Here is a 15,708-nt window from a genome sequence, read left to right on the forward strand (position 1 = left end):
TCAAAGTTTTACAACGGCACGGGGTGTACCCGGGATGCAACGGATGTGGCTCTACCGCACAGATTGGTGATAATCGGATAGAATTTGCTGCACAGGCTGCGTGCTTCGCCGATCAAGGATGCCCATGCTCAGTCAACAAGATCTCGCTGAAGAAGCACGCCTCCAGGCCCTTCACGCGCTGGGGTTGCTCGACACGCCCCGCGAAGACCGGTTCGACCGGTTCACCCGCCTCGCCACCGCCGCGTTCGACGTCCCGATCGCCCTCGTGTCGCTCGTCGACCGCGAGCGCCAGTGGTTCAAGTCGCAGGCGGGCCTCGACTACTGCGAAACGCCGCGCTCGCTCGCCTTCTGCAGCCACACCGTCGCCCTGGACGACATGCTGGTCGTCTCGGACACGCTCCTCGACGAGCGGTTCGCCGCGCACCCGCACGTGACGGGCACGCCCCGCATCCGCTTCTATGCCGGCCAGCCGCTGCACAGCGTGGACGGCCAGCCGCTCGGCACCCTGTGCATCATCGACAGGCGTCCCCGCACGTTCGGCGACGCCGAGCGGCGCATGCTGCGCGACCTCGCGCAACTGGTGCAGGACGAATTGAACCGCGACGTGCTGGTCGCCAACCGCACGCGCGAACTGCAGGACAAGAACGCCGCCCTCGAACTGACGATGCGCCTGCGCGAGGCGGCCGAGCAGGCCCTGCGCCAGAAGCAGGAATTGCTGGACGCCGTGCTGGAAACGGTGGACGTGGGCGTGGTCGCGTGCGACGCCGACGGCCACCTGATGCTGTTCAACCGCGCCGCGCGTGCCTTCCACGGCCTCGACGCGGACAGCGCCTTGCCACAGGCCGCCTGGCCCGCGCACTACGATTTGTACGGCGAGGACGGCCTCACGCCGCTGGCGCCGGACGACATCCCGCTGGTGCGCGCGCTGCGCGGCGAGCGCGTGATGGACGCCGGCATGACGATCCACGTGGCGGGTGAGCCGCCGCGCCGCCTGCTCGCGAGCGGCCGCGCGCTGCACGGCAGCACCGGCGAGCCGCTGGGCGCCGTCGTCGCGATGAAGGACGTGACGGAACTGGATGCGTCGCGCGCACGCCTGGCCGAAAGCGGCGAATGGCTGCGCACCATCGCCGACAACGTGCCGGCGCTGATCGCCTACGTCGACACCGACCTGCGCTACCGCTTCGCCAACGAGCGCTATCGCGAATGGTTCGGCGTGAAGACCGCCGACATGATCGGCAGGACGGTGCTCGACGCGATGGGCGACGGGTTCTACGCGCCGCGCCGCGAAGCGCTGGAGCGCTGCCTGGCCGGGCACGCGTCGCACCTGGAGATCGAGGAACGGCGCCGCGGCCGCACGCGCGTGATCAGCTCGACCTATCTGCCGCACATCCGCGACGGCATCGTGCAGGGCATCTACGTGCTGTCGACCGATGCGACCTCCGCGCGCGAATACGAGCGCCAGCTGCACGCGCTCGCCCATTCCGACCACCTGACCGGCCTGCCGAACCGGCGCAGCTACGAGGAGCGCTTCGCGCAGGCCATCGCGCGCGCGCGCCGCGGCGCCACGCCGCTGGCGCTGGCCTACCTCGATCTCGACCACTTCAAGCAGATCAACGACAGCCTCGGCCACGCGGTGGGCGACGCCGTGCTGCGCGAGTTCGCGCGCCGCCTCGGCGCCACGGTGCGCGCCACCGACACGGTGGCGCGCCTGGCCGGCGACGAATTCGTCATCGTGCTGGAGCAGGTCGGCTCGCCGCTGGAATGCGAACGCATCGCGGCCAAGCTGCTCGACGCGATCCGCGCGCCGTTCCTGCTGGACGGGCACACGCTCGCGGTCACCAGCAGCATCGGCATCGCGTGGAGCGCACGGCCGGAGCAGGTCGCGCTGGCCCATGCGGCGGACGACGGGTTGTACCGCTCGAAGCACGCGGGGCGCGATACGGCGTCCGTGCTCGTCGTCGACGAGACTACGGCAGCTGGAAGCGGTAGCCGACACCTGTCTCGGTGACCAGGTAGCGGGGCTGGGCGGGATTGTCTTCCAGCTTGTGGCGCAGGTGGCCCATGTAGATGCGCAGGTAGTGCGCCTGGTCGGACTGGTTCGGTCCCCACACGCCGCGCAGGAGCTGCGGCGTGCTCATCACCTTGCCCGCGTTCGCGACGAGCACCGCCAGCAGCCGGTGCTCCGTCGGCGTGAGCCGCACGGTGGCGCCGCCTTTCGTCACCTGGCGGTTGTGCACGTCCACGACGACGTCGCCGAAGCGCACCTTGCCGTCGCCGCCCGTCGCCGGGCCGCGCTGGCGCCGCTGGGAGGCGCGCACGCGCGCCAGCAGTTCGCCCACGCCGAACGGTTTCGTCAGGTAGTCGTCCGCGCCGCGGTCGAGCGCGCGGATTTTTTCTTCCTCGTCGACGCGCGCGGACAGCACGATCACCGGCACGGCGGACCATGTGCGCAGGTCGGCGATGAAGTCGGCGCCGTCGCCGTCGGGCAGGCCGAGGTCGAGGATGACGACATCCGGCTTGCGCGTGCCCGCCTCCGTCAGGCCGCGATCGAGCGTCGCCGCCTCGTGGACCTGCCATCCTTCCCGTTCCAGCGCGGCGCGTACGAAGCGGCGGATGTGGGGCTCGTCTTCCACGAGCAGTGCGGTACCGGTGAAATCACTCATCGTCGTTCTCCATGTCGTCCGGCGGCGGCGCCGGCGGCGTGCCCAGGGGCAGCGTGAACGTGAACGCGGCGCCGCCGCCCGGGCGGTTGGCCGCGCGGATGGTGCCGCCGTGCGCGCCCACGATCGCGCGGCAGATGGCGAGCCCGAGGCCCACGCCGGGCTTGGCCGATTCCCGTTCGCCGCGCGTGAATTTCTCGAACACGGCTTCTTCCTGGCCGGGCGGCAGGCCCGGCCCGTCGTCCGTCACGGCGACGTTCAGCCACTGTCCGTGCTGCTCCGCGGCGACGGTCACCGTGCTGCCGGGCGGCGTGTACTTGCCCGCGTTTTCCAGCAGGTTGGACAGCACCCGTTCGACCAGCACCGCGTCGTACTGCACGAGCGGCAGGTCCGCCGGTACCCGGGTCGCGACCACGTGGCCGGCCAGCGCGGCGCGGCTGGCCGCCAGGGCGCTGCCGATGACCTCCTCGACCGGCTGCCACTGGAGCCTGAGCTTGACGTCGCCGCTCTCGATGCGGGCCATGTCGAGCAGGTTCGTCACGAGGCGGCCCATGCGCACCGTTTCCTCGCGCAGCGCGTCGGCCATCGCGCGCTGCCTCGCGGCCAGCGGCGGCGTGGAGCCCGCCAGCGCCTCGGCCTGCGCCATCAGCGACGTGAGCGGTGTGCGCAGGTCGTGCGACAGCGCCGCGAGCAGGGAGTTGCGCAGCCGTTCCGATTCGATGCGCACCAGGGCGTCCTGCGCCACCTCGATGTAGTGCACCCGTTCCAGCGCGATGGCGGCCAGCGCCGCGAACGTGTCGAGCTGCTGGCGTTGTTCCGGCGCCGTGAGCCAGTGCGGCGTCGCGGCCTCGATCGCCAGCACGCCGCGCGTGCGCATCGGCGCCACGAGCGGCAGGTAGAAGACGGGGCTGCCGGGCAGGGTGTCGGTGCCCATCCCGGCGCTGGCGCCTTGGTCGAACGCCCATTGCGCGATGCCGGTGTCGAGCGCGGCGATGGCGTCGCCGCCGGCCACGGCCACGCGCCCCGCGGCGTCCGGCACCAGCAGGACGGTGCGCGCGCCGAACGTGCGACCGATCGCGTCGCGCGTCGCTTCCTGGATCTGGTCCGTCTGGAGCACGCCCGACAGGGCCCGGGCGAATTCGTACAGCGCGCGCGTGCGGCTCTCGCGGCGCGCCGCCACGTGCGCCTGGAAGCGCAGGCCGGCCGTAAGGTGGCCCGTGATCAGGCCGACCGCCAGCATGACGCCGAACGCCACCAGGTACTGGACGTCCGAGATCGCGAACGTGAAGCGCGGCGGGACGAAGAAGAAGTCGAAGCACGCGACGCTGATGCAGGTCGCGGTGACGGACGGACCGCGGCCCAGGCGCACCGCCACCATCAGCACGACCAGCAGGAACAGCATGGCGATGTTGGCGAGGTCCAGGTGGCCGACGGTGGGCGTCAGCGCCAGCGCCATGCCGACGCTCGACAGCACCGCCACGCCGTGTGCGGCGATGTCCATGTGGGTGGTCGTGCGCCGCGCGGCCGGCATGGGCGGTGCGGCGGAGGCCGGCGGCATGGCCACTTCCAGCAGTTCGACGTCCGGCGCGAGGCGCGCGATACGCCGGGCGCGCGTCGCCTGCCACGGCCAGCGCGGGTCGCCGCGGCCCAGCGCGATACGCCCCAGGTTGTGGCTGCGCGCGTAGTCGGCCGCGGCCGATTCCACGCTGTCGCCGGACAGCACGGCGGTGACGGCGCCGAGGTCGCGCGCCAGCTTCAGGGCGTCCAGGGTGCGCGCGCGCCGGCCCGCGTCGAGGCGCTGCAGGGCCGGCGTCTCGACATAGACGGCGTGCCAGTCCGCACCCAGCTGGGCCGCGAGGCGCGCCGCGCTGCGCACGACGCCTTCCGCGCCGGGACCGGGACCGACGCAGGCGAGGAACGTCGTCCCGGTGCGCCACACGGTGTCGATCGATTGCTCGACCCGGTACGCGCGCACGTCGTCGCCGATGCGTTCCGCCGTGCGTCGCAGCGCCAGCTCGCGCAGGGCGATGAGGTTCCCCTTGCGGAAGAAGTTGCGGCCGGCCCGCTCGGCCTGCACCGGCTGGTACACCTTGCCGAGTTTCAGCCGCGCCAGCAGCTCGTCGGCGGGCAGGTCGACCAGCACGACCTCGTCGGCCGCATCGAACACGGAGTCCGGCACCGTCTCGCCGACGCGCACGCCGGTGATGCCGCCGACCACGTCGTTCAGGCTCTCCAGGTGCTGCACGTTCACCGTCGTGAACACGTCGATGCCGGCGGCCAGCAGCTCGTCGATGTCCTGCCAGCGTTTCGGGTGGCGCGATCCCGGGACGTTCGAATGCGCCAGCTCGTCGACGAGCACCAGTTCCGGGCGCCGTTCCAGCGCCGCGTCGATGTCGAACTCGGACAGAACCTTGCCGCGGTAGGCGATCTGGCGGCGAGGCAGGACCTGCAATCCGTCCAGCAGCGTTTCCGTTTCGGCGCGGCCGTGGGTCTCGACGACGCCGACCAGCACCGTGCGCGCGGCCGCGAGCTGGCGCGCGGCCGACAGCATCGCGTACGTCTTGCCGACACCGGCCGACGCGCCGAAGTAGATGCGCAGCCGGCCGCGCGCGGCGCGCCGTTCTTCTTCCTGCACGCGGGCCAGCAGCGCGTCCGGATCGCGCCGTACCTCGTCGCCGGGCACGCTCATGCGTTCGTCCTCATGGCGCCTTGCCGTCCAGGGCGAGATTCAGCGCCAGCACGTTCACGCGCGCCTCGCCGAGGAAGCCCAGGGCCGGGTCCCGGCGGTAGCGCTCGATCAGCGCGCGCACCTGCGCCACGGGCAGCTTGCGCGCCGCGGCGACGCGCGCGGCCTGGTACTCGGCGGCCGCCACGCTGATCTCGGGATCGAGGCCGCTGGCGGACGCGGTGACGAGGTCGACGGGGATCGGCGCGTCGTTGCCGGGGTCGAGCGCCTTGAGCGCGTCGACCCGCGCCTTGACGGCGTCGAGCAGCTCGGGATTGGTCGGCCCCTGGTTGGAGCCGCCCGAGCCGGCCGCGTTGTCGGCCATCGGCGCGGTCGCGGACGGACGGCCCCAGAAGTGGCCGGGCGAGGAGAACGGCTGGCCGATCAGGGTCGAGCCGACGGTCTTGCCGTTCGCTTCGATCAGGCTGCCGCCGGCCTGGTGCGCGAAGGCGACGCGGCCGACGCCGGTGACGGCGGCAGGGTACAGCACGCCGCACAGCAGGGTCAGGGCGCCGAACAGGACGAACGTGGGACGAAACAGTGATGTCATGGTGGTCTCCAGGGTCAGGCGAGGTTCAGCGCCGCGAGCAGCAGGTCGATCAGCTTGATGCCGATGAACGGCAGGACGATGCCGCCCAGGCCGTAGACGAGGAGGTTGCGGCGCAGCAGGGCGGTGGCGCCGATCGCGCGGAAGCGCACGCCGCGCAGCGCGAGCGGGATCAGGAACACGATGATCAGCGCGTTGAAGATCAGCGCGGACATGATCGCCGACGACGGGCTCGCGAGATGCATCACGTCGAGCGCGCGCAGCTGCGGATAGGTGCCGACGAAGGCGGCGGGGATGATCGCGAAATACTTGGCCACGTCGTTCGCGATCGAGAACGTGGTCAGCGCGCCGCGCGTCATGAGCATCTGCTTGCCGATCTCGACGATCTCCAGCAGCTTGGTCGGGTTCGAGTCGAGGTCCACCATGTTGCCCGCTTCCTTGGCCGCCTGCGTGCCGGAGTTCATCGCCACGGCCACGTCGGCTTGCGCGAGCGCGGGGGCGTCGTTGGTGCCGTCGCCCGTCATCGCGACCATGCGGCCGTCGGCCTGGTATTGCCGGATCAGCTTCAGCTTGTCTTCCGGCGTGGCCTCGGCGAGGAAATCGTCGACCCCGGCCTCGGCGGCGATGGCCGCCGCCGTCAGCTTGTTGTCGCCCGTGATCATCACGGTCTTGATGCCCATGCGGCGCAGTTCGGCGAAGCGTTCCTTGATGCCGCCCTTGACGATGTCCTTCAGCTCCACGACGCCCAGCACCCGGCCATCCTCGGCCACGACGAGCGGGGTGCTGCCGCGGCGCGCGGCGTCTTCCGCGAGGCGCACGACGTCGGCCGGGAACGTCGCGCCGAGCGACTCGACGTGGCGGCGCACGGCGTCGTAGGCGCCCTTGCGGATGCGGCGCTCGCCGCAATCGACGCCGCTCATGCGGGTCTGCGCGGAAAACGGCACGAACACGGCATGGAGGGCTTCGAGCTCGCGCTGGTGGATGCCGAAGCGCTTGGCGAGCACCACGATGCTGCGGCCCTCCGGCGTCTCGTCGGACAGCGACGCCAGCTGGGCCACGTCGGCCAGCTGGTGTTCGGTGACGCCTGCGGCGGGCAGGAAGGCGGCGGCCTGGCGATTGCCCAGCGTGATGGTGCCGGTCTTGTCGAGCAGCAGGACGTCGACGTCGCCGGCCGCTTCCACGGCGCGGCCCGAGGTCGCGACCACGTTGGCGCGCATCATCCGGCTCATGCCCGCGACGCCGATGGCCGAGAGAAGGCCGCCGATCGTCGTCGGGATCAAGCACACGAGCAGCGCGATCAGCACGGTGATCGTGACCGGCGTGCCGGACTTGGCGACGTCGACCGCGTACAGCGAGAACGGCAGCAGGGTCACCGTCACGACGAGGAACACGATGGTGAGCGCCACCAGCAGGATCGTCAGCGCGATCTCGTTGGGCGTTTTCTTGCGCTTCGCGCCTTCGACCATCGCGATCATGCGGTCGAGGAAGGTCTCGCCCGGGTTCGCCGTCACCTTCACGACGAGCCAGTCGGACAGCACGCGCGTGCCGCCCGTGACGGCCGAGAAATCGCCGCCGGATTCGCGGATCACCGGCGCGGATTCGCCCGTGATCGCGCTTTCGTCCACGGACGCGACCCCGTCGACGACCTCGCCGTCGATGGGCACGACGTCGCCCGCCTCGATCAGCACGTGGTTACCCTTGCGCAGGTCGGTGGCGGGGCAGGGCAGCCACGTCGTGCCGTGCTTCGGCACCGCCAGCTTCTTCGCGGTCACGGCTTCCTTCAGGCCGCGCAGCGAGGCCGCCTGGGCCTTGCTGCGGCCTTCGGCCAGCGCTTCCGCGAAGTTCGCGAACAGCACCGTGAACCACAGCCACACGGCGCAGGCGAGGATGAAGCCGGACGGCGCTTCGCCTGTGCCGAACAGGGCCTGCACGTACAGCAGGGTCGTGATGATGCTGCCGACGTACACGACGAACATGACGGGGCTGCGCAGCTGGGTGCGCACGCCGAGCTTCTTGAAGGCGTCGACGAGGGCGGGGCCGGCCAGCTTCGTGTCGAGCAACGACAGGCGCTGGCCCGGCGCCGCGGCGGCCGGCGCGGCCAGGGGGGCCGTCACCGGGGATTTCAGTTGGTTCATGGCGACTCCAGGTTATTTGGCAAACAGCTGCAGGTGTTCGACGACGGGGCCGAGTGCCAGCGCCGGCACGTAGTTGAGGACGCCGACCAGCACGACCACGCCGACCAGCAGGCCGACGAACATCGGGCCGTGCGTGGGCATGCTGCCGGCGGTCGTCTGCAGGCGCTGCTTGGCCGCGAGCGAACCGGCGATCGCCAGCACGGGAACGATCACGGCGAAGCGCCCGAACCACATCGCGAACGCCAGCATCCAGTTGTAGAACGGGGTGTTGGCGGACAGGCCCGCGAACGCGCTGCCGTTGTTGTTGGCGGCGGAGCTGAACGCGTACAGGATTTCCGAGAAGCCGTGCGCGCCGGGGTTGGCGACGCCAACCCTGCCCGCGGCCGCCAGCACGGCGATCGCGGTACCGGCCAGCACCAGCACGGGCGTGACGAGGATGGCGACCGACGTCATCTTCATCTCGTAGGCCTGGATCTTCTTGCCGAGGTATTCGGGCGTGCGGCCGATCATCAGGCCGGCGATGAACACGGCCATGATCGCGAAGACCAGCATGCCGTACAGGCCGGAGCCGACGCCGCCGAAGACCACTTCGCCGAACTGCATCAGGAGCAGCGGCACCGCGCCGCCCAGCGGCGTGAACGAATCGTGCATCGAGTTGACCGCGCCGCACGAGGCGGCCGTGGTGACCGCGGCGAACAGCGCGGAGGCGTCGATGCCGAAGCGGGTTTCCTTGCCTTCCATGTTGCCGCCCTCGATGCCCAGCGCCGCGAACCCGGGATGCGCCTGGTGCTCGGCCGTCATCACGCCGGCCGCCATCACGACGAACAGCACCGTCATCGCGGCGAGGATCGCCCAGCCCTGGCGGCTGTCGCCGACGAGGCGGCCGAACGCGAAGCACAGGCCGGCGGGGATCAGGAAGATCGACACCATCTGGAACAGGTTCGACAGCGGGGTCGGGTTTTCGTACGGGTGCGCGGAGTTCGCGTTGAAGAAGCCACCACCGTTCGTGCCCAGCATCTTGATCGCTTCCTGCGAGGCGACCGGGCCCATCGCGATCGTCTGCGTCGTCGTGGTCACGGCCTCGGTGACCGGCTGGCCCTGGGCGTCCAGCACGGGCTGGCCGTCCGCGTCCGTCTTCGGCTGCGTGTACGTGAGCGGTTCGAGCAGTTGCACCTCCTGGTAGCCCGAGAAATTCTGGATCACGCCCTGGCCGGTCAGGAACACGGCGAACACGAGCGACAGCGGCAGCAGCACGTACAGGGTGGTACGGACGAGGTCGACCCAGAAGTTGCCGATGGCGCGCGCCGACTTCGACGAGAAGCCGCGGATCAGCGCGAACACGACGGCGATGCCGGTGGCGGCCGAGAAAAAGTTCTGGCACGTGAGGGCGAGCATCTGCGTGAGGTAGCTCATCGTCTGCTCGCCGCCGTAGCCCTGCCAGTTGGTGTTGCTGACGAAGCTGACGGCGGTGTTGAACGCCGAATCGGGGGCGACGTTGGCGAGGCTCTGGGGATTGAAGGGCAGCCAGGCCTGGACCCGCTGCAGCAGGTAGACGACCAGCGTGCCGAGCGCGTTGAACGCGAGCAGGGACAGCGCATAGGTTTTCCAGTGCATGCCCGTGGCCGCGTCGACGCCGGCCGCGCGATACAGGCCGGCCTCGATGCGATACAGCCAGCCGAAGCCGCGCACGCGGCCGCCTTCGGCCACGCGTGCGAACAGGATGCCGAGCGGCCACGACAGGGCCAGCAGGATCGCGAAGAACAGGGCGAGCAGCGCCAGCGATTGCGTATCCATCACAAATCCTCCGCGCAGAACATGGCGTACAGCAGGTATGCGAGAAGCGCGCCCGATGCGAGCACGCCGATCAGGTAAAACAATGTCATTTGCGTTCTCCCAGTCTGGCGCAGCCGTGCGCCATGCCCGCGATCAGGGCGGCGAACAGGGCGATGGCGCCGATGAAGACGATATCCATGGTTCCCTCGTTACGGTTGATCAGAATGTCTTGCCGACGGTGACGACGAGCGCCTTCCGGCCGAGGAACTTGCCGTTGGCGGACGACGCGTACGCGGTCTCGTCGGCATTCGTGCCGACGAAGGCCGCCGCCACGCTCGCGAAACCGAGATCCTTCGTCACGCCGATCTTGTAGTCGGTGTAGCTGGCGGCGTCGTGGTGGCGTACGTCCTGGCGGCCGGCGTGCAGGTTCAGCGTGAAGGCGTTGCCCAGGTCGATGTTGGCACCGGCGTCCAGGTAGCGGCTGTGGCGGCTGTCCGTGAAGCCGAACAGGTTGGTCAGCGCCGCCGAATACTTCACGTACGTGGGGCCGTAGCCCAGCTGGCCGTAGACTTCCGCCGTGTTCGCGTCGGCCGAGCCGGGCACGTCCTTCAGACCATTGGCCGGATAGACGTAGCCCAGCACGCCGACGTCGTAGGTCACGTCGGCGCTCAACTGGCCGCGCTTGCCGGCATACAGGTCCGACTCGATGTCGCCGCCGCCGCCCGCGTCCTTCGTCCACTTGATGGTGGACAGCCACGTGCCGGCGTACAGGCCGGTCGGGCTGTGGGTCCAGTCGGCGCCGCCCTGCAGCGCGGGCTGCAGCCGGGTCTGCGAGATGCCGCGGTAGCGGTAGTCGGACGCGAGCGCCGCGTTGAACGTGACGCTGTCGGCCGGCGGCGTTTCCTGTGCATGCAGCGGCGCTGCCAGCGCAACGAGGAGGGCGGGGATGAAGACGGTGTTTCTCATGGTCGGTTCGTTCCTTGTTTTTGTAAAAGCCGTCCGTCCGCCGGGTGGGCGGAGGCGAACGGTGTGCGTCGCCGGGGCTGCGGCGACGCGTGAGGAGCCAGGTAGACCTCCTCGTACAACGCCGCCATCTCGGCGGCGCTGCGGAAATCGGGCAGGTGCAATACGGTGTCGGCGATCCCGGCCGACATCACCTGTGCCGCGTAGGCGCGCATGGCGCACTGCGCCTGCGGCGCCGGATCGGTCGCGCCGCCCACCGTCACGAACAGCACGCGCAGGCCGGGATTGAACATGCGGGCGTGGTTGCGGCCGGCGATTCGGCCGTAGCGGGTATCGACGTCGGCCTGTTCCGGCGCCAGCGGGACGAGCGCGACCTGGGCGGCGACCAGCGCGCTGCGGCATGCGGGATCGTCGCCGCAGGTAGCGACGACGATGTCGTCGTGGCGCGCCGGCATCCGTTCCAGTTGCTCCGACAGGCTGGCGCCGCGCAGGGTGCGGGTGGCCAGCAGCACGACCTTGCGGCCGTGGCGTGCGCGCTGGAGGGCGAGGTCCGCGGCCAGGCGGGCGTCGGCGGCAGGCAGGGCGGCGTGGACGATCGTGACGATCACGTGGTCTCCTTGCAGCATTGATTGCGATGGAAGCAGTGTAGAAAGCATCACGTAAAAATTTTCTAAAAAGACGCCCGCCCCGGATAAAGGCTTCGTTTATGCGCGCCGGGCGGTCCCGTTTTTACAAAATCTTTACGCCGGCGCCAGTACGATACGGTCCACGAACATTGCCGGAGAAACCGTTTGGACAAGCACAAGAACAACAAGAACATCGCCGGCCTCGCGCTGGCCGCCATCGGCATCGTGTACGGCGACATCGGCACGAGCCCGTTGTATTCGCTGAAGACCGTCTTCGACCCCGCGCACGGCCTGCCGCTCACGCCCGCCAACCTGGTCGGCGTCGTGTCGCTGATCTTCTGGGGCCTGTCCGTCATCGTCTCGTTCAAGTACGTGACGCTCGTGCTGCGCGCCGACAACCGCGGCGAGGGCGGCATCATGGCCCTGCTGGCGCTCGCGCTGGGCGCCGTCGGCGACCGCAGGCGGATGCACCTCGGGCTGCTGCTGATCGGGGTGTTCGGCGCGTCGCTGTTCTACGGCGACAGCGTGATCACGCCCGCGATCTCGGTGCTGTCCGCCATCGAGGGTCTCGAAGTCGCGACCCCGGCGCTGCAGGCCTGGGTCGTGCCGCTGACGATCGTCGTCCTGATCTGCCTGTACGCGGCGCAGCGCCACGGCACCGCGGGCATCGGCCGCTGGTTCGGCCCCGTCATGCTGGTGTGGTTCGCGGCGCTGGCGGCGATGGGCGTGCTGAACATCGTGCGCAGTCCGGGCATCCTCGTCGCGCTCAATCCGTGGCATGCGGTGCGCTTCTTCCTCGATAACCGCAGCCTCGGCTTCCTGGCCCTGGGCGCGATCGTGCTGGCCTTCACGGGTGCCGAGGCGCTGTATGCCGACATGGGCCATTTCGGCCGCAAACCGATCCGCCTCGCGTGGTTCGCCGTCGCCTTTCCGGCCCTCGCGCTGAACTATCTCGGGCAGGGCGGGCTGCTGCTGGCGCGGCCGGACGCGATCGCCAACCCGTTCTACCAGCAGTTGGGCAGCTGGAGCGTCTATCCGCTCGTCGTGCTGTCCACGATCGCCACCGTCATCGCGTCGCAGGCGACGATCTCCGGCACGTTCTCGATGACGAAGGAAGCGATCGCGCTCGGCTTCCTGCCGCGCATGCGCACCGTGCACACGTCGGAGCGCGAGATCGGCCAGGTTTATCTCCCCGTCATCAACTGGCTGCAGCTGATCGCCGTGCTGCTGGCCGTCGTCGGGTTCGGCTCGTCCGACGCGCTGGCGTCCGCCTACGGCATCGCGGTCACGGCGACGATGCTGGCCACCACCATCCTCACTTACTTCGTGATCCGCTACCGCTGGCGCATGAATCTGCTGCTGTGCCTGGGCGCGACCGGCTTCTTCTTCGTGATCGACGCGGCGTTCTTTTCGGCCAACGTGCTGAAACTGCTGCACGGCGGCTGGTTCCCGCTGACGCTGGGCGTGCTGCTGTTCACGTTGATGCTCACGTGGCGCCGCGGCCGCGCGCAGATGTTCGAGAACCTGCAGAAGCACGCCATCCCGCTCGACGCTTTCCTCGAATCATTGTTTATCGCGCCGCCGACGCGGGTCGCCGGCACGGCCATCTTCCTGCGCGGCGAAAGCGATGGCGTCCCGCATGCGATGCTGCACAACCTGCTGCACAACAAGGTGCTGCACGAGCGCGTCGTGTTTCTCACCGTGTACATTGGCGACGAGCCGTACGTCGATGCGGCGTCCCGGATCCGCATTACCGATCTTGGACACGGCTGCCACCAGGTCGACGTGAAATTCGGCTTCAAGGACGAGCCGGACATCCCCGGCATCCTCGACCAGTGCGCGGCGCATGGCCTGGCGTTCGACATGATGCAGACCTCGTTCTTCGTCGCGCGCCAGACCGTGATCTCGACGCCGGGCGGGGGCATGGCGCCGTGGCGCGAGCACCTGTTCGTCGCGATGCAGCGCAACGCCCGCGACGCCGCCGATTACTACCGCATTCCAACGAATCGGGTCATCGAGCTGGGTACGCAGGTGGAAATCTAGCGGCGCCGCTCGTGCGAATGTGGACGGCGGGCGCCGACGCGGATAAGCTGGAGCCGGAGGGAAATCCGCACCATGCACGATGCCGACCACAGCGCCGCCGGCCACGACGGCCAGGGATTGTCCGCACTCGACGGCCAGCGCCGTCCGCTGGTCGCGCTGGCCGTCGGGCTGCTCGCCTGTTTCTGCCTGCTGCTGGGCGGCCTGCAGGGCTGGAGCGCCTGGCATGCCTACGAGGCCGAACGGGAGGACAGCCGCGTCGCCACGGCCAACATGGCACGGGCGCTCGCGACGCATGCGGAGACGTCGATCCGGCTGGGCGACGCCGTGCTGACCGAGATGGTCGAGCGCGTCGAGCACGATGGCCTGGGCGAGGCCGCCACGGCACGCCTGACGGGACGGCTGCGCGCGATCACGCGCAACGTGGGCGAACTGCAAGGCCTGTTCGTGTACGGGCCGGACGGCAAGTGGCTGACATCGTCGCTGCCGCGCCCCATGCAGGGCAATAATTTCGACCGCGAATATTTCCAGTTCCACCTGCTGCACGACGGGCGCGCGACCCACGTGGGCGTGCCGGTGCGCAGCCGGTCGACCGGGGTGTGGATCCTGCCGCTGTCGCGCCGCCTCGAAGCACCCGACGGCAGCTTTGCCGGCGTGGTGCTGGCCACGCTGAACCTGGCGTGGTTCGGCCGCTTCTACGACAGTTTCGATGTCGGCGAGAACGGCACGATCCTGTTCGCGTTCGACAACGGCACGCTGATCTACCGCCGGCCGTTCCGCGACGACCAGGTCGGCATGGACATCCGCAACGGCACCATCTGGCAGCAGATCCAGCGCGACGGCCAGGCCGGCTCGATGGTGGCGACGCCCCGCATCGACAACGTCGAGCGCCTGTACAGCTACCGGCACCTGGCGGGCTATCCGCTGTTCGTCGCCAGCGGGCAGGCGACGGACGAGGTCCTGTCCGGATGGCGCCGCACCACGGTGCAGACGGCGATCCTGGGCGCGGCGGCCATGCTCCTGCTGGCGTGCGGCGGCGTGATCCTCGTGCGCCAGATCCGCGTCCGCGAACGGCTCGAGCGCGACCTGATCCGCGTGGGCGTCTCGCTCAGGCGCCACAACGCGTCGCTGCAGAACCTGGCCGACAGCGATGCGCTGACGGGCCTGGCCAACCGTCGCCTGTTCGAAGACCGCCTCGTGCGCGAATACGAGCGCGCGCGCCGCAGCGGGGCGCCGTTCGGCCTCATCCTGGCCGACGTCGACCACTTCAAGCAGTACAACGACCGCTACGGCCACGCCGCCGGCGACGAGTGCCTGCGCAAGATGGCCGGTGCCATCGAGAGCGGGGCGCGGCGGCCGGGCGACCTGGCCGCGCGCTACGGTGGCGAGGAATTCGCCATCATGCTGGCCGACACCGACCTCACCGGCGCCAACGCGGTGGCCGACACGATCCGCGCGGCCGTGGCGGCCCTGGACCTGCGCCACGCGGACAACCCGGCCGGCCGCGTCACCCTCAGCATGGGCCTGTACGTGGGCCATCCGGCGCTGGCCGAGCGCAACGATCCGCTGGCCTGGGTCGACGTGGCCGGCCGGCTGCTGTACGAGGCCAAGGACGCCGGCCGCAACCGCGTCGTGTCGCGCGAGGGACACGAAGCGGCCGCGTGATGCCGTGCGCTGGTCGGCCGTAAAAGGTCTACACTGATGTGGAGGCTGCCTCGCGATCGGATAGGCAAACCATGGAAGCGAACGACACATCGACCAAGCAAGGCAAGCGGACCCCGCTGCTCGACGACCAGTTGTGCTTTGCGCTGTACTCGACCGGTCTGGCGATGAACAAGGTGTACCGCAAGCTGCTGCGCAGGCTGGACCTGACTTACCCGCAATACCTCGTCATGCTGGTGCTGTGGGAAAAGGACGAGCAGACGGTGTCCGAGATCGGCGCCCGGCTGTTCCTGGACTCGGCGACGCTGACGCCGCTGCTCAAGCGGTTGGAGGCGGCCGGCCTGGTGAGCCGGACCCGTTCCGCCGCCGACGAACGGCAGGTCGTCGTGGCCCTGCGCCCCGCCGGCCGCGCGCTGGAGCAGGAAGCCGCCGCGATCTACGACGGCGTGCTGTGCGCCACCGCGTGCGAACCGTCCGATCTCGCTGCGCTCAAGCGTCAGCTGGACATGTTGCGCGGTAAACTGGCCGACCATACTTGAGGAATGCATATTTTTAGTCACAAACGCTTACGTGCCGG

Annotated in this window: 11 protein-coding genes; 4 read left to right on the plus strand and 7 right to left on the minus strand. The window is 69.6% G+C overall.

The genetic code is table 11. The features are described from left to right. Window positions 1–124 precede the first annotated feature (124 nt). Window positions 125–2,008 carry a diguanylate cyclase domain-containing protein gene (locus tag ACEN98_RS22465; RefSeq protein WP_413387153.1) on the plus strand — a complete coding sequence of 628 codons (1,884 nt, stop codon included), beginning with the start codon at window positions 125–127 and terminating at the stop codon, window positions 2,006–2,008. Here the strand turns inward: ACEN98_RS22465 and kdpE are convergent. The 7 genes from kdpE to ACEN98_RS22500 all read right to left on the minus strand — a co-directional run bounded on the left by kdpE (window position 1,968) and on the right by ACEN98_RS22500 (window position 11,411). Next, window positions 1,968–2,663, minus strand: coding sequence for a two-component system response regulator KdpE (gene kdpE, locus ACEN98_RS22470; RefSeq protein WP_413387154.1), 696 nt, complete (start codon window positions 2,661–2,663; stop codon window positions 1,968–1,970). The two genes, ACEN98_RS22465 and kdpE, sit on opposite strands and share 41 nt — an antisense overlap. Further along, window positions 2,656–5,349, minus strand: a complete 2,694-nt coding sequence (locus ACEN98_RS22475; RefSeq protein WP_413387155.1) for a DUF4118 domain-containing protein — start codon at window positions 5,347–5,349, stop codon at window positions 2,656–2,658. Before ACEN98_RS22475 ends, kdpE begins: the two co-directional genes overlap by 8 nt. A 10-nt stretch (window positions 5,350–5,359) precedes the next feature. Further along, the gene (gene kdpC, locus ACEN98_RS22480; protein ID WP_413387156.1) at window positions 5,360–5,935 is read right to left on the minus strand and encodes a potassium-transporting ATPase subunit KdpC; all 576 of its coding nucleotides are present in this window, start codon (window positions 5,933–5,935) and stop codon (window positions 5,360–5,362) included. 14 nt (window positions 5,936–5,949) lie between these two features. Continuing rightward, entirely contained in the window at window positions 5,950–8,067 is a 2,118-nt protein-coding gene (kdpB, locus tag ACEN98_RS22485; RefSeq protein ID WP_413387157.1) for a potassium-transporting ATPase subunit KdpB, read from the minus strand. A gap of 12 nt (window positions 8,068–8,079) precedes the next feature. Further along, complete coding sequence (gene kdpA, locus ACEN98_RS22490; RefSeq protein WP_413387158.1) at window positions 8,080–9,861, minus strand: potassium-transporting ATPase subunit KdpA; 1,782 nt, start codon at window positions 9,859–9,861, stop codon at window positions 8,080–8,082. 198 nt (window positions 9,862–10,059) lie between these two features. Next, window positions 10,060–10,806, minus strand: coding sequence for a TorF family putative porin (locus ACEN98_RS22495; RefSeq protein WP_413387159.1), 747 nt, complete (start codon window positions 10,804–10,806; stop codon window positions 10,060–10,062). Next, window positions 10,803–11,411, minus strand: a complete 609-nt coding sequence (locus tag ACEN98_RS22500; RefSeq protein WP_413387160.1) for a hypothetical protein — start codon at window positions 11,409–11,411, stop codon at window positions 10,803–10,805. Before ACEN98_RS22500 ends, ACEN98_RS22495 begins: the two co-directional genes overlap by 4 nt. 183 nt (window positions 11,412–11,594) lie before the next feature. Between ACEN98_RS22500 and ACEN98_RS22505 the strand changes: the two genes are divergently transcribed. The 3 genes from ACEN98_RS22505 (at window position 11,595) to ACEN98_RS22515 (ending at window position 15,670) form a co-directional block, all read left to right on the plus strand. Continuing rightward, window positions 11,595–13,472: a potassium transporter Kup gene (locus tag ACEN98_RS22505; protein WP_413387161.1), complete on the plus strand. Its 1,878-nt coding sequence runs from the start codon at window positions 11,595–11,597 to the stop codon at window positions 13,470–13,472. 72 nt (window positions 13,473–13,544) lie between these two features. Further along, window positions 13,545–15,134, plus strand: a complete 1,590-nt coding sequence (locus ACEN98_RS22510; protein ID WP_413387162.1) for a diguanylate cyclase — start codon at window positions 13,545–13,547, stop codon at window positions 15,132–15,134. A 71-nt stretch (window positions 15,135–15,205) separates the two neighbouring features. Further along, entirely contained in the window at window positions 15,206–15,670 is a 465-nt protein-coding gene (locus ACEN98_RS22515) for a MarR family winged helix-turn-helix transcriptional regulator (protein ID WP_413342118.1), read from the plus strand. Window positions 15,671–15,708 lie beyond the last annotated feature (38 nt).

The organism is Massilia sp. CT11-137 (assembly GCF_047302885.1).
Classification (GTDB): Bacteria; Pseudomonadota; Gammaproteobacteria; order Burkholderiales; family Burkholderiaceae_D; genus Telluria; species Telluria orientalis.

What these genes read in the sequence shown, in the direction of transcription:
- kdpE (WP_413387154.1), bottom strand. Translation starts at nt 2,663, where the DNA reads ATGAGTGATTTCACCGGTACCGCACTGCTCGTGGAAGACGAGCCCCAC.
- ACEN98_RS22465 (WP_413387153.1), top strand. Translation starts at nt 125, where the DNA reads ATGCTCAGTCAACAAGATCTCGCTGAAGAAGCACGCCTCCAGGCCCTT.
- kdpB (WP_413387157.1), bottom strand. Translation starts at nt 8,067, where the DNA reads ATGAACCAACTGAAATCCCCGGTGACGGCCCCCCTGGCCGCGCCGGCC.
- ACEN98_RS22515 (WP_413342118.1), top strand. Translation starts at nt 15,206, where the DNA reads ATGGAAGCGAACGACACATCGACCAAGCAAGGCAAGCGGACCCCGCTG.
- kdpA (WP_413387158.1), bottom strand. Translation starts at nt 9,861, where the DNA reads ATGGATACGCAATCGCTGGCGCTGCTCGCCCTGTTCTTCGCGATCCTG.
- ACEN98_RS22475 (WP_413387155.1), bottom strand. Translation starts at nt 5,349, where the DNA reads ATGAGCGTGCCCGGCGACGAGGTACGGCGCGATCCGGACGCGCTGCTG.
- ACEN98_RS22495 (WP_413387159.1), bottom strand. Translation starts at nt 10,806, where the DNA reads ATGAGAAACACCGTCTTCATCCCCGCCCTCCTCGTTGCGCTGGCAGCG.
- kdpC (WP_413387156.1), bottom strand. Translation starts at nt 5,935, where the DNA reads ATGACATCACTGTTTCGTCCCACGTTCGTCCTGTTCGGCGCCCTGACC.
- ACEN98_RS22510 (WP_413387162.1), top strand. Translation starts at nt 13,545, where the DNA reads ATGCACGATGCCGACCACAGCGCCGCCGGCCACGACGGCCAGGGATTG.